Origin of the sequence: Phytopseudomonas daroniae, assembly GCF_004327275.1 — a bacterium.
Taxonomy (GTDB): Bacteria; Pseudomonadota; Gammaproteobacteria; order Pseudomonadales; family Pseudomonadaceae; genus Aquipseudomonas; species Aquipseudomonas daroniae.
Window position 1 is genome coordinate 818,897 of sequence record NZ_QJUJ01000001.1, and the last position, 13,362, is coordinate 832,258.

Sequence of the window (13,362 nt, forward strand, 5' to 3'; positions counted from 1 at the left end):
GAAAAGGCGTGACTGAAGCATCTCAGGCACAACGCGCAAGGTTCAGAAAACCTAATGTTTCACGCCGCTGATATGGCTTAAGACCTTATCATGATTTAACAACGACGCTGCCTGGCGTGTCTTTCGATGCGCCGGCCAGAAGGCCCACCGCAACCTACTTCAGCGCGTTTCGATCTGTAAACAGTCTGTTTACATAGATGCCTTGAATTAGCGTAAACACGTTGTTTACAATCCCCTCATGATCAAGACATTCAAACACAAAGGGCTTGAGGTCTTTTTCACGACCGGCAAGACGAAAGGCATCCAGGCTGACCATGCCAGACGCCTGTCTCGCCAACTGCTCGCGCTGAATGACGCGACCCAGGCCGCCGACATGGATCTGCCCGGCTGGCGCTTGCACCCTCTGAAAGGCGAGTTGGCTGGCCACTGGTCGGTGCGCGTCTCCGGTAACTGGCGGTTGACCTTCCGCTTCATCGGTGAGGACGCCGAACTGGTCGATTATCAGGACTACCACTAGAGGACTTGCCATGCGTATGCACAACCCACCGCACCCTGCGGAAACCCTGCGCGAGGACGTGCTCCCCGAGCTGGATATCACGATCACCGACTTCGCCACGGCCTTGGGCTATTCGCGGGTTCAACTGTCCAAGGTGCTCAACGGCCACGCCTCGATCACACCCGACCTGGCCGTACGTCTGGAGCGCGCCGGTATTGGCCAGGCTCGCCACTGGCTGGCCATGCAGGCGAGCTATGACCTGTGGCAGGCCGAGCAGCGCGACCAGCCAGTCGTCAAGCGCCTCTATCACCACGCAGCGTGACCGTATCACCGACAAGGAGTTGATCGAGTGAAGCATATCGCCGCTCTAGGCTGAACGACTTTTGCCCTGGGCGCGGGCATGGATGCCTCATTTGACAGCGGCGGGGCAGGTAGCAGAATAATCCTCTTCAGCGCTCAGAGAGAGATCGCACCGGGGTAAGCATCCGTTTAGGTATACGGAAAGGTATACAGCCGACAATTACATCGAATAGAACCCTATATATAAGCAGTCTACGGCTATTTTTTAGATTCCGTCCCTGGCACCACCTTCCTTCTCAGGTGGTGCCAGCATCATCAGAGAAAATTAAAGAACCGGCCTTGAGCCGGTTTTTTATTGCCTGTCAAAAAGTACCGTCCAGCCGACAGCCTGAACACGCCAGCAAGGTGCCCCTCAAAAATGGACAGGCCTCGCGCCCTTCGTGCCGAGCCTGAACGTAGCAGGAGCCAGCCATGCATATTGTCTCGAGCGCCGCCAACGACCCGACGTTTCCACCGGTCGACCCCCAAGAAGACCCGATCAACGATCCGGGCAACGAAGATCCGGGCTCCGGTATCGACGAACCGGACACCCCGATTCGGCCCACTGTACCTCCCCACGAACCGGATCGTCCCCAGCGCCCCGTACAAGACCCGGGAAGATCCAATCCAGAGAAACGTTAGTCATCCTGCAGCGACACGTAGGCTGCTTGAGCGAAGCGATACCCAGGGCGGGGCCGGAGATGGCGAGCATTCGAGCGCGCGTGGAGCCGCACTCCCACGGCGAGGAGGCTGACGTGACTTCGCGCAGTGGCCCACAGCCGGGTCGCCTTGGATTCCCTGTGTGGGCGCGTCGTATTTTGCGATGGAACGGTGAGATCACCTGGTGGGTTACAGCGCGTTGGGATGGATGGCAACCGCCCTGACCCACCCTACGGGAATGCATACGCCGTCGCTCGGGTTGTTTCACAAGGCCCGTGGTGGATTAATCTGCATACTCAGAACGGTTCTTGTGGGTTGGCTCACTGCCCGGCTTCCGGCTTTTTACTCCTTAGCTTCGACCTTGCCGGCAGAGTGAGCGCAATCCATATCTGCATGCTTGCCGCGCGGCAGCCACAAGCTGAACAGCGAGCCCTGCCCCAGACTGCTTTGCACCTCGATACTCCCACCGTGCGCCTTGACGATCTGCTCGGAGATAAACAGCCCCAGACCCAGCCCCGCCACCGATTCGCTGCTCACGGCGCGCTCGAACTGCTGGAAGATGCGCCGCTGGTTCTCCAGGGAGATACCGATACCGTGGTCGCGCACGTCGATACGCACACCATCATCCTCGGCCCTCGCGCGCACTTCGATGGGGCGGCCCGCGCCGTAACGCAGTGCGTTACTGAGCAGGTTGCTGATGACCTGTTCGACCCGGAACTGATCCCAACTGCCGCACAGTACTTCGTCACAGTCGAGCTGCAATTCGCAGCCGGCCACTTCCATCTGCTGGGCGAAGTTTTCCGCGACGTTGCGTACGGTCTGCGCCAGATCGAAATCCACCGGACGGATCGACAGCTTGCCGGTGCGGATACGCGACACGTCGAGCATGTCCTCGATCAGGCGGATCAGGCTGTGGATCTGTCGTTCGTCACGATCGAACATGGCCTTGAGCTTGTCGTCGCTGAAGGCCGCCATATTGCCCCTGGAAAGGTGCATCTTGCGCAACTGGGTATCGAGGATCAGGCCGTTGAGCGGGGTGCGCAGCTCGTGGGAGACGATCGACATGAAATCGTCGCGCATGCGCACCGCGTGCTGCAGTTCGCCCTGGGTGGCACGCAGTTCGCCGAGCAGCGCATCCTGCTCCTTGCGTGCCTGCTCCAGGGCCTCCAACTGTCGCGTCATCACTTTGCGCTGACGGTACAGGTCGACGAACACCGCGACCTTGCTCTGCACCGCCTGGATATCCAGCGGTTTGTAGAGAAAGTCCACCGCACCACTTTCGTAGCCCTTGAAGGCGTAGTTCATCTCCCGGCCGGCGGCACTGACGAAGACGATGGGAATGTGCTTGGTCTTTTCCGTACCGCGCATCAGTTCGGCCAGCTCGAAGCCGTTCATGCCGGGCATTTGCACGTCAAGGATGGCCAGGGCAAACTCGTGCTCGAGCAACAGCACCAGCGCGTCGTCGGCACATTGCGCCTTGAACACCTCGCGACCATCACGGCGGATCAGCGCCTCCAGGGCCAGCAGGTTTTCCGGCAGGTCATCGACGATCAGTAGTTTGCATCCGGTGCTACTCAGCATGGGCGTGAGTCCAGTTCGGCTAACAATGCGAGAATCCCCCGCAAAGAAAGAATGTAATCGGGACGATGCAGTGCCAGCGCCGCTTCGGGCATGCTCGGAACCTGTGCCTCCTGCGGATCTTGCACCACGGTCACACCACCCCGCTGTTTTATTGTGCTCAGGCCGATGGCGCCGTCCTGATTGGCGCCGGTCAGCAGTATGCCCATCACGTTGGCGCCGTAGGTATCGGCGGCCGATTCGAACAGGTAATCGATCGACGGCCGCGAATAGTGCAGTGGCTCATCGCGACTGTAGGAAAAGCACCGATCGGATTCGATGCCCAGATGGTAACCGGGCGCCGAGAAATACAGCGTTCCCGGCTGCAGCGCTTCCTTGTCCTGCGCTTCCTTCACCCGCAGAGCCAGACGCTGGCCGAACAGGACAGGCAACAGGCTTTCACGGCTGTCGGGCAGGTGCAGCACCACCACCAGCGGTAAACCGTAGTCGGCCGGCAGCCCCTCGAGCAGCGTCAACAGCGCTTCGACGCCGCCTGCCGATGCACCTATCACTATCGCGTCGAGTGTCTGTGCTTGCGTATTCATAGCTTGCGAAACAACCGTTCCTGCCGGTTGAGCGCTTCGAAGCGCTCGGCATAGGCCGAGAAATCCAGGCTTTCCTTACTGCCCAGGCCGAGAAAGGCACGGTGGCCGAGGGACTCGTGGAACAGCCCGAAGGCACGATCCTGCAGGGCCTTGTTGAAATAGATCAGAACATTGCGGCAGGAGATGAACTGGGTTTCCGAGAACACGCTGTCGGTGGCCAGGCTGTGGTCGGCGAACGTCACGTTGGCACACAGGAAGCGATCGAACAGCGCACCGTCGTAAGCCGCCGTGAAGTAGTCGGAAAGCGAACCCTTGCCTCCTGCGCGCTGATAGTTCTCGCTGTACAGGCGCATGCTGTCGATGGGGAAGATGCCCCTCTTGGCCTTGTCCAGCGAGTGTGGGTTGATGTCGGTGGCGTAGATGATCGAACGCTCCAGCAGCCCTTCCTCGTGCAGCAGAATGGCCAGGGAATACACCTCCTCACCCGTGCTGCAGCCAGCCACCCACAGTTTGAGCGACGGATAGGTGCGCAGGAACGGCACCACTTCCTGGCGTAGCGCCAGGAAGTAGGACGGGTCGCGGAACATCTCGCTGACCGGGATGGTGAGGAACTGCAGTAGCTGCATGAACGCTGCCGGGTCGTGAATGATCCGTGCCTGCAAGGCGGAGATGCTCGAACAGTCGAACTGGCGCATGGCGTGCACCATCCGGCGCTTCAGCGAAGAGCCGGAGTAATCACGAAAATCGTAGCTGTATTGCAGGTAGATCGCTTCGATCAGCAGACGCAGCTCGATATCCTGCGTACGGTTGTGCATGTCAGATGCGCTCCAGCTTCGGCAACCAGACGCGGATCAGCGAGAACAGGCGATCCAGGTCGATGGGCTTGGCCAGGTAATCGTTGGCACCGGCTTTCATGCACAGATCCTGATCGTCCTTCATCGCCTTGGCAGTCACCGCGATGATCGGCAGTTTGCGCCAGCGCGGGTTTTCGCGGATGCGCCGGGTGGCTTCGTAGCCGTCCATCTCGGGCATCATCACGTCCATCAGCACCAGGTCGATGTCGCTCACCGCGTCCAGCTTGTCGATGGCTTCGCGGCCATTGCGCGCCACCTCGACCTGGGCTCCCTTGTGCTCCAGAGCGCTGGTGAGGGCGAAGATATTACGCACGTCGTCATCGACCAGCAGGATGCGCCGGCCCTCGAACACCTTGTCACGGCTGCGCGCGGTCTTGAGCATGGTCTGCCGTTCGCTGGACAGCTCCGACTCGACCATGTGCAGGAACAGGGTGACTTCATCGAGCAGCCGCTCGGGTGAACGAGCGCCCTTGATGATGATCGAGCGCGAATACTTGAGCAGCTCGGCTTCCTCGATACGAGTCAGGTTGCGCCCGGTGTAGACGATCACCGGCGGGAAGGAACGGATGTTCTCGCTGCCCATGCGTGCCAGCAGCTCGTCACCCTGCATGTCCGGCAGTTTGAGGTCGATGATCATGCAATCGAAGATGTGGTGGCGCAGTTGCTCCAGGGCCTGCTCGCCACACTCGACGGCGACGATTTCGATGTCGTCATCACCGATCAGCCGAGCGATGCTGTCGCGCTGCAGCTTGTCGTCCTCGACCACCAGCACGCGTTTCATCTTCTGTGTCAGGCGTGCCTCGAGTTTGCTGAATACACCCTTGAGCTGGTCGCGGGTAGCGGGCTTCAACGCATAACCGACGGCACCCATTTGCAGCGCGGCCTCGGCCATGTCCTCGACGGAAATCACGTGCACCGGAATATGCCGGGTGCCCGGGTTCTCCTTGAGGCGCTGCAATACCGACAGGCCGGAAACGTCCGGCAGACGCATGTCCAGCAGGATGGCGTCGGGATGATGGGTGGTCGCCAGGTTCAAGCCGTCTTCGGCGCAGTGGGCGACCAGGCAGCGGTAATCCAGCTCATGGGCCAGGTCGTAGAGGATGTGGGCGAACTGCGGTTCGTCCTCGATCACCAGCACGCAACGGCCACCCAGTACCGACATGCCGCGGTCGTCGGGAAAGGTCGGGATGCTTTTTTCCACAACATCCTTAACCGGCTCGGGCGCACGCGGTGCGTAACTACGAGCGACAGTTGCCGGCTCTGCAGGCACCATCTCGCTCTCGGTATCCAGCGGCGAATAATTCTGCGGCAGTACCAGGGTGAATACGCTGCCCTGCCCCGGCACGCTGGAAACACTGATAGAGCCGCCCAGCAGCACCGCCAGATCGCGGGAAATCGACAGGCCCAGACCGGTGCCGCCGAAGCGTCGGTTGGTGGTACCGTCGGCCTGGCGGAAGGCCTCGAAGATGTACTCCTGCTGATCGTCGCGAATGCCGATGCCACTGTCGTGCACGGCGAACGACACACCATCGTCGACACGACTGACTCTCAGGCTGACCGCCCCCTGCTCGGTGAACTTGATGGCGTTGGATAGCAGGTTCTTGAGGATCTGCTCGACACGCAAACGATCCGTGTACAGCGAGCGCGGCACGTCTTCGGCGACCTGCACACTGAAACCCAGATTTTTCTCTCCGGCCAGCGGCTGGAAGGTGCTCTCGAGGCTTTGCGCGAGGCGCAGCACGTTGGCATTTTCGGGACGCAGGTCGAGCTTGCCGGCCTCGACCTTGGAGATATCGAGGATATCGTTGATCAGGTTGAGCAGGTCGTTGCCGGCCGAGTAGATCGAGTCGGCGAACTTGACCTGCTCGGCGTCCAGGTTGCCCTTGGGGTTGTCGGAGAGCAACTTGGCCAGAATCAGCGAGCTGTTCAGCGGCGTGCGCAGCTCGTGCGACATGTTGGCGAGGAATTCGGACTTGTAGCGGCTGGCGCGCTGCAGCTCTTCGGCGTGCTCTTCCAGCTGTTCCTGGGCAACGCGCAGGGCACTGTTGCGATCGTCCAGGGCATCACGTTGCGACGACAGTTGCTCGTTGGTCTGTTCCAGTTCCGCCTGCTGGGTTTCGAGGTACGCCTGGGACTCCTTGAGCGCCCGCGACTGCTCTTCCAACTCCTCGTTGGCGGTCTTCAATTCTTCCTGCTGTACCTGCAGCTCTTCGTTGAGCTGCTGGGTTTCGGCGAGGATTTCCTGCAGACGATGACGGTAGCGGGCAGCCTCGACCGAGGCACCGACACTCGAAGCGACCTGCGTCAGGAACTCGCCATCACGTTCGGTCAGCGGGCGCAGGAAGCCCAGCTCGATCACGCCATTGACCTCGCCATCGTTATCGATAGGCAGCAGCGCCACCGTCAGCGGCTCGCCGTGGCCCAGACCCGAGCTGACCTTGAGGTAATCGGCAGGCAGTTGATCGAGGGTCAGCAGGCGACGACTCTGAGCCACCTGGCCGACCAGGCCTTCTGCGCTGTAGAACGACTGCTCGGCCTTCTCCTGTTCGCGGGAAAAACCGTAGGACGCGACGCGGCGCAAACCGCCATGCTCTTCACGCACATAAAGAGCACCAACCGCCGCTCCCAGATGACTGGCCAGAAACTCCAGCATGTTGCGGCCAAGCACTGGCAGCGCCTGCTGGCCAATCAGCCGCTCGGCCATTTCGGTCTGGCCACTGCGTAACCAGGCCTGGGCCTGCAGGCGCTCGTTGTGTTCGTCCTGCTTCTTGAGGATGGTGCCGTAGGTGTTCGTCAGGCTCAACAGTTCACGGCGCCCGAACAGCGCGAGCCCACCGCTGAACAGCAGGGTGAAGAGCAGGAACAGGCCGATGGTGATGGTGGCCGTGTTGGTGGCGGCGTCATTGCGCTCTTTGCGCAGGCGCTGCTCATGGACGACGAAATCCGAGTACTCGGCGCGGATGGCGTCGGTCAGCTGCTTGCCGCGGCCATCGCGTACCGGATCGAGGAAATTGCCGCCTTCGCGCTTGGCGGCGATCGCCGTTTGCGCAAAGACGTTCCACTCGTCCTGCAGCGCCGCGATACTGCGCAGGCGGTCGATCTGCAGCGGGTTGTCCGCGACCAGCTCGGAGAGAATTTCCATCTCGGCCTTGATACGTGGCCTGGCGACTTCGAAAGGCTCCAGGAAGCGCGCATCGCCAGACAGCAGATAACCGCGAAAGCCGGTCTCCTGGTCGATCGACAGCTTCAAGCCTTCATTGGCGTTGTTGAGCACCCGGTCGGTGTGCTGCACCCAGCCAAGCACATTGAGCAGATAGCCGATCAGCATCACGAAGAAGATCGCGCTGATCACCCCCACGCCAAGCGGCAAGGCGACGTTACGCCTGAGAATGCGCTTGAAGCTGTTCTCATCGATGGAAGAGGTGTTGGTCATCTGAAATCCCTGGCCACGGTTGGCTTATGCATGGAACTGCACGGTTATTCGCTAAACGGCCGATGTTAATGCGCTGGCTGAACTTTATCCAACGCTCAGAGCTCGGCGGCCCGCGCGCTTGGATAGCGCTTGCGGATGCAGGGTTCGACTTATTTTTTTCTCGAGCGCGGCAGAGACTTCGCCCACCCACGCCAATCTGTAAATACGATAATTTTCAGCCCAGCGGCACGCTCTCGGTGCATATCACGCACCCGATTCGTGCCATGCTAATCGGCCCGCCGTCCCATGCGGCTTCGAGACTCGATCGAACACAGGGCTAACCGCTCCGCTACCTCGATCCACAGTTTCACCATCCTTTACCGAGGTAACGCTGTGTCAGACCAAGCTCCCAACGCATCGCCTACCGGCCAGCGCATTCTGCTGGTGGAAGATTCCGATGTGGTGCGCATGCTCACCGTGGAAGTGCTCGAAGAGCTCGACTACAGCGTGATCGAAGCCAGCGAGGCACAACAGGCGTTACAGATATTGCATAGCGATGAGCACATCGACCTGCTGATGACCGACATCGGCCTGCCCGGCATGAACGGCCAGGAGCTGGCCATCGCGGCCCGCCAACTGCGCCCGGATCTGAAAGTTCTGTTCGCCAGCGGTTATGCGGAAAGCGTCGAGATCGACAAGAGCGAGCCGGCGACCCGCACCGACATCATCGGTAAACCTTTTTCTCTCGATGCCCTGCGCGACAAGGTTCAGGGCATGCTTGGCATCTGACAGTCCTGCCCCCAGATCGGCCAAACAGCCCATTGGCACTGGAATTGCGAGGCGGATATGAGTAGGGTTCGCGTCTTTTTGAAAATGTAGTCTGCATTGCCCTGTTTTTGCGGCGGGGCGACAAGCAACTGCGATGATGCGACACCCCCGTAACCGTAGCGGCAGCGGGCCAGCAGCACCCTTGGCGCCCTCTGGAGCCTATGCTAGGTTTGCAGCCCAAAGCCCTGCCGCTCACGGATCCCATCCGCATAAGAATTAAGAGGACTGCTTGATGGCTGAGGCCCCGCCCGCGCTGGAAATCCGCAATCTGCACAAACGCTATGGCGCCCTCGAAGTGCTCAAAGGCATTTCCCTTACCGCCCGTGACGGCGACGTGATCTCCATCCTCGGCTCGTCCGGTTCGGGCAAGTCGACCTTCCTGCGTTGCATCAACCTGCTGGAGAATCCCCATCAGGGTCAGATCATCGTCGCAGGTGAAGAACTCAAGCTGAAAAGCCAGAAAAATGGCGAGCTGGTCGCCGCCGACAGCAGACAGATCAACCGCCTGCGCAGCGAAATCGGTTTCGTCTTCCAGAACTTCAACCTCTGGCCACACATGAGCGTGCTCGACAACATCATCGAGGCGCCACGCCGCGTGCTCGGTCAGAGCAAGGCCGAGGCCACCGCCATCGCCGAGGCCCTGCTGGCCAAGGTGGGGATTGGCGACAAGCGTCATGCCTATCCCAACCAATTGTCCGGCGGCCAGCAACAGCGTGCCGCCATCGCCCGCACGCTGGCCATGCAGCCCAAGGTCATCCTGTTCGACGAGCCGACTTCGGCCCTCGACCCGGAAATGGTACAAGAAGTGCTTAATGTGATCCGCGCGCTCGCCGATGAAGGCCGAACCATGCTGCTGGTCACCCACGAAATGAATTTCGCCAGGCAGGTCTCCAGTGAAGTGGTGTTCCTGCACCAGGGACTGGTGGAAGAACAGGGGTCGCCCGAACAGGTGTTCGATAACCCCAAGTCGGTGCGTTGCAAACAATTCATGTCCAGCAATCGTTAAAAACGGAGCAATCACGCATGCATAGCTATAAAAAGATTCTGCTGGCAGCTGCCGCCACTCTGGCTTTCGGCACCAGTGCCGTCGCTGCTGACAAACTGAAGATCGGCACCGAAGGCGCCTACCCGCCCTTCAACCTCATCGATGCCAGCGGCCAGGTCGGCGGCTTCGACGTGGAAATCGCCCAGGCCTTGTGCGCCAAGATGCAGGCCGAGTGCCAAGTGGTCACCTCCGACTGGGACGGCATCATCCCGGCCCTGAACGCCAAGAAGTTCGACTTCCTGGTCGCCTCCATGTCGATCACCGAAGAGCGCCAGCAGGCCGTCGACTTCACCGATCCGTACTACACCAACAAGCTGCAGTTCATCGCGCCGAAAGACAGCGACTTCAAGAGCGACAAGGACAGCCTCAAGGGCAAGGTGATCGGTGCGCAGCGCGCGACCATCGCCGGCACCTGGCTGGAAGACAACATGGACGGCGTGGTCGACATCAAGCTCTACGACACCCAGGAGAACGCTTACCTGGATCTGTCCTCGGGTCGTGTCGACGGCGTACTGGCCGACACCTTCGTCAACTGGGAATGGCTCAAGAGCGACGCCGGCAAGAACTTCGAGTTCAAGGGCGAGCCGGTATTCGACGACGACAAGATCGGCATTGCCGTGCGCAAGGGCGATGCCCTGCGCGAGCGCCTGAATACCGCCCTGGCGGAAATCATCGCCGACGGCACCTACAAGAAGATCAACGACAAGTACTTCCCGTTCAGCATCTACTAAGCAGCCTGCCCGCACCGCCTCTGGCGGTGCGGGCGCTTGAGTTTCCATGAATTTCGACCTTTCCGGATTCGGCCCGGCCCTGGCCGCCGGCACCCTGATGACCGTCCAGCTGGCGCTGACCGCGCTGTGCCTCGGTCTGGTGCTCGGCCTGCTCGGCGCCCTCGCCAAGACATCGCCCTACAAGCCGCTGCAATGGCTTGGCGGCACCTATTCGACCATCGTGCGCGGGATTCCCGAACTGCTCTGGGTTCTGCTCATCTATTTCGGCACCGTCGGCCTGATGCGCAGCCTGGCCGATCTGCTCGGTATCGACAGCCTGGAGCTGTCGCCCTTCGCCGCGGGCGTCATCGCCCTGGGAATCTGCTTCGGCGCCTACGCCACCGAAGTGTTCCGCGGCGCCATCCTGGCCATTCCCAGGGGCCACCGTGAAGCTGGCCAGGCGCTGGGCCTGTCCAAGCCGCGGATCTTCTGGCGCCTGGTCATGCCGCAGATGTGGCGCATCGCCCTGCCCGGCTTGGGCAACCTGTTCATGATCCTGATGAAGGACACCGCCCTGGTCTCGGTGATCGGCCTCAACGAGTTGATGCGCCGCTCGCAGATCGCCGTGACCGCCAGCAAGGAACCCTTCACCTTCTACCTCGTCGCCGCGTTCATCTACCTCGGCCTGACCATTCTCGCCATGATCGGCCTGCACTTCCTCGAGAAGCGCGCCAGCCGCGGCTTCATCAGGAGTGCGGCATGAACTGGGACGTCATCATCAAATGGCTGCCACGCCTGGCCGACGGTGCCCTGCTGACCCTCGAATTGGTCGCCGTCGCCGTCATCGCCGGTCTGATCCTGGCCCTGCCCATGGGCATCGCCCGTGCCTCGCGGCACTGGTACGTGCGCGCCCTGCCCTACGGCTACATCTTCTTCTTCCGCGGCACGCCGCTGCTGGTGCAGCTGTTTCTGGTCTACTACGGCCTGGCCCAGTTCGACGCGGTGCGCCAGGGGCCGCTGTGGCCCTACCTGCGCGACCCGTACTGGTGCGCGGTGATCACCATGACCCTGCACACCACCGCCTATATCGCCGAGATCCTGCGCGGCGCGATCCAGGCCGTGCCGCCAGGCGAGATCGAGGCCGCACGCGCCCTGGGCATGTCGCGCGCGCAATCGATGCTGCATATCGTGCTGCCGCGCGCCGCACGTATCGGCCTACCGGCCTACAGCAACGAGGTGATCCTGATGCTCAAGGCCAGCGCCCTGGCCAGCACCGTGACCCTGCTGGAACTCACCGGCATGGCCCGCACCATGAACGCCCGCACCTACCTGCCGGTGGAAGGCTTCTTCGCTGCCGGGGTGTTCTACCTGCTGATCACCTTCGTGCTGATCAACGCCTTCAAACTGCTGGAACGCTGGCTGCGCGTCGACGCCTGCCAGGGCCGTTGAAGTGACGGGGCCAGTGCCCCGTCGCCTTTCGCCATGACCTCATCCCAACCTCTCCAGCCGCTCAGTGGCGATGCCTTGCTCCAGCGCTTCCAGGCGCTGGACGCCTGTCTCTGCGCGCACCAGGCACTGTGGAAACCGCAGCCCTTCACCCATCAGGTGCTGCCCTGGGAAAGCCAATACCCCGAGCTGGGCAACTGGCTGCGCGGTCGTACGCTTGAAGAAGCCGAAGCCGCCCACAATCAGCCAACGGCCCTGCAGGCCGCGCCTGCCCCCTTCCCAGAGCTGGCCGCCCAGGCTGCATTGCTGAATGAAGTTGGCGACCTGCCCCAACGCGAATCTCACGCGTTGCCGCCGCGATTTTCAGTGGATGTACCGGGCCGCAAATGGCAGCAGATACGCGCCTTCACCGACAGCCTGCAATTCCATCAGGCTCCGCAGCACTGGCTGGACTGGTGCGCAGGCAAGGGCCACCTCGGCCGGGTGCTCGCCCACAACGGACAGGCGCTGACCTGCCTGGAATACGATCCCGCCCTGGTCGCCAGCGGCAGCGACTTGAGCCAACGCCTGGGGATAACTGCACAGCACATCGGGCAGGACGTGCTCGCCAGCAATGCCGCTGAACGGATACTCGCAGAGCACAGCCCGGTAGCCCTGCACGCCTGCGGCGACTTGCACGTACGCCTGATGCAGCTGGCCAGCACAGCGGGTTGTCAGCAGTTGGCCATCGCGCCCTGCTGCTACAACCGTACCGCTGCCACCACCTACCAGGCGTTATCCACAGCAGCCCTCGGCTCACGCCTCAGCCTGTCGCTGGATGACCTGGGCCTGCCAATGAGCGAAACGGTCACCGCCGGCAACCGCGTGCGCCAGCAGCGCGACCACTCCATGGCCTGGCGCCTGGCCTTCGATCTGCTGCAGCGCGAGTTGAGAGGCGTGGATGAATACCTGCCGACTCCATCGCTGCCATCAGCCTGGCTGAAGAAAAGCTTCGCCGATTACTGCCATGCCCTGGCCGAGCTGAAAGGGTTGCCGCCGCCTGGCGAGCGTGACTGGCCAAGCCTCGAAACAGCCGGCTGGCAGCGCCTGGCCGAAGTGCGCAACCTGGAATTGCTGCGAGGCCTGTTCCGCCGCCCACTGGAACTCTGGCTGGTGCTCGACCGCGCGCTCTACCTGCAGGAACAGGGTTTCGATGTGCGCCTCGGCCAGTTCTGCCCCACGCACCTCACGCCACGCAACCTGCTGTTGCTTGCCGAACGCGACTGAGTTGCGCACACAATCTGTGGATAACTCTGTTAACAGATTCTGAGCAAGCGCCGCCAAGCCCCCTCCCGCAAGGCTCAACGGCAGCTGATCATTTTTTGTTCACAAATAAAATTCATATAAAACAGTCGCTTGCAAAATACGTGA

12 protein-coding genes are annotated in these 13,362 nt (G+C 61.3%); 8 read left to right on the plus strand and 4 right to left on the minus strand.

Annotated elements, in window-relative coordinates; translation table 11 throughout:
- The first annotated feature begins 238 nt into the window (after positions 1-238).
- Positions 239-517, plus strand: a complete 279-nt coding sequence (locus DNK10_RS03895; protein WP_131190634.1) for a type II toxin-antitoxin system RelE/ParE family toxin — start codon at positions 239-241, stop codon at positions 515-517.
- Between the two features lie 10 nt (positions 518-527).
- Entirely contained in the window at positions 528-818 is a 291-nt protein-coding gene (locus DNK10_RS03900; protein WP_131190635.1) for a HigA family addiction module antitoxin, read from the plus strand.
- Positions 819-1,837: 1,019 nt separating this feature from the next.
- Here the strand turns inward: DNK10_RS03900 and DNK10_RS03905 are convergent.
- From DNK10_RS03905 to DNK10_RS03920, 4 genes are read right to left on the minus strand one after another with little or no spacing between them, the layout of a single operon-like run.
- The gene (locus tag DNK10_RS03905; protein WP_131179666.1) at positions 1,838-3,076 is read right to left on the minus strand and encodes a hybrid sensor histidine kinase/response regulator; all 1,239 of its coding nucleotides are present in this window, start codon (positions 3,074-3,076) and stop codon (positions 1,838-1,840) included.
- Positions 3,070-3,657 (minus strand): chemotaxis protein CheB, encoded by a 588-nt coding sequence (locus DNK10_RS03910; protein WP_131179667.1) that lies wholly within the window; start codon positions 3,655-3,657, stop codon positions 3,070-3,072. Before DNK10_RS03910 ends, DNK10_RS03905 begins: the two co-directional genes overlap by 7 nt.
- Positions 3,654-4,472: a CheR family methyltransferase gene (locus tag DNK10_RS03915; RefSeq protein WP_131190636.1), complete on the minus strand. Its 819-nt coding sequence runs from the start codon at positions 4,470-4,472 to the stop codon at positions 3,654-3,656. The genes DNK10_RS03910 and DNK10_RS03915 overlap by 4 nt, the downstream gene beginning before the upstream one ends.
- 1 nt (position 4,473) lies before the next feature.
- Complete coding sequence (locus DNK10_RS03920; protein ID WP_131190637.1) at positions 4,474-7,944, minus strand: response regulator; 3,471 nt, start codon at positions 7,942-7,944, stop codon at positions 4,474-4,476.
- Positions 7,945-8,316: 372 nt separating this feature from the next.
- Between DNK10_RS03920 and DNK10_RS03925 the strand changes: the two genes are divergently transcribed.
- The 6 genes from DNK10_RS03925 to DNK10_RS03950 all read left to right on the plus strand — a co-directional run bounded on the left by DNK10_RS03925 (position 8,317) and on the right by DNK10_RS03950 (position 13,218).
- Positions 8,317-8,712: a response regulator gene (locus tag DNK10_RS03925; protein WP_279635814.1), complete on the plus strand. Its 396-nt coding sequence runs from the start codon at positions 8,317-8,319 to the stop codon at positions 8,710-8,712.
- Between the two features lie 271 nt (positions 8,713-8,983).
- Positions 8,984-9,757 carry an ABC transporter ATP-binding protein gene (locus tag DNK10_RS03930; protein WP_131190639.1) on the plus strand — a complete coding sequence of 258 codons (774 nt, stop codon included), beginning with the start codon at positions 8,984-8,986 and terminating at the stop codon, positions 9,755-9,757.
- Between the two features lie 17 nt (positions 9,758-9,774).
- Positions 9,775-10,527 (plus strand): ABC transporter substrate-binding protein, encoded by a 753-nt coding sequence (locus tag DNK10_RS03935; RefSeq protein WP_131179672.1) that lies wholly within the window; start codon positions 9,775-9,777, stop codon positions 10,525-10,527.
- A 46-nt stretch (positions 10,528-10,573) separates the two neighbouring features.
- Positions 10,574-11,269: an ABC transporter permease gene (locus tag DNK10_RS03940; protein WP_131190640.1), complete on the plus strand. Its 696-nt coding sequence runs from the start codon at positions 10,574-10,576 to the stop codon at positions 11,267-11,269.
- Entirely contained in the window at positions 11,266-11,955 is a 690-nt protein-coding gene (locus DNK10_RS03945) for an ABC transporter permease (RefSeq protein ID WP_131179674.1), read from the plus strand. The genes DNK10_RS03940 and DNK10_RS03945 overlap by 4 nt, the downstream gene beginning before the upstream one ends.
- Positions 11,956-11,988: 33 nt before the next feature.
- Positions 11,989-13,218: a methyltransferase gene (locus tag DNK10_RS03950; protein ID WP_131190641.1), complete on the plus strand. Its 1,230-nt coding sequence runs from the start codon at positions 11,989-11,991 to the stop codon at positions 13,216-13,218.
- Positions 13,219-13,362 lie beyond the last annotated feature (144 nt).

Coding starts and splice junctions, on each gene's coding strand:
- DNK10_RS03945 (WP_131179674.1), top strand. CDS start 11,266: ATGAACTGGGACGTCATCATCAAATGGCTGCCACGCCTGGCCGACGGT.
- DNK10_RS03935 (WP_131179672.1), top strand. CDS start 9,775: ATGCATAGCTATAAAAAGATTCTGCTGGCAGCTGCCGCCACTCTGGCT.
- DNK10_RS03930 (WP_131190639.1), top strand. CDS start 8,984: ATGGCTGAGGCCCCGCCCGCGCTGGAAATCCGCAATCTGCACAAACGC.
- DNK10_RS03920 (WP_131190637.1), bottom strand. CDS start 7,944: ATGACCAACACCTCTTCCATCGATGAGAACAGCTTCAAGCGCATTCTC.
- DNK10_RS03950 (WP_131190641.1), top strand. CDS start 11,989: ATGACCTCATCCCAACCTCTCCAGCCGCTCAGTGGCGATGCCTTGCTC.
- DNK10_RS03895 (WP_131190634.1), top strand. CDS start 239: ATGATCAAGACATTCAAACACAAAGGGCTTGAGGTCTTTTTCACGACC.
- DNK10_RS03910 (WP_131179667.1), bottom strand. CDS start 3,657: ATGAATACGCAAGCACAGACACTCGACGCGATAGTGATAGGTGCATCG.
- DNK10_RS03900 (WP_131190635.1), top strand. CDS start 528: ATGCGTATGCACAACCCACCGCACCCTGCGGAAACCCTGCGCGAGGAC.
- DNK10_RS03905 (WP_131179666.1), bottom strand. CDS start 3,076: ATGCTGAGTAGCACCGGATGCAAACTACTGATCGTCGATGACCTGCCG.
- DNK10_RS03915 (WP_131190636.1), bottom strand. CDS start 4,472: ATGCACAACCGTACGCAGGATATCGAGCTGCGTCTGCTGATCGAAGCG.
- DNK10_RS03940 (WP_131190640.1), top strand. CDS start 10,574: ATGAATTTCGACCTTTCCGGATTCGGCCCGGCCCTGGCCGCCGGCACC.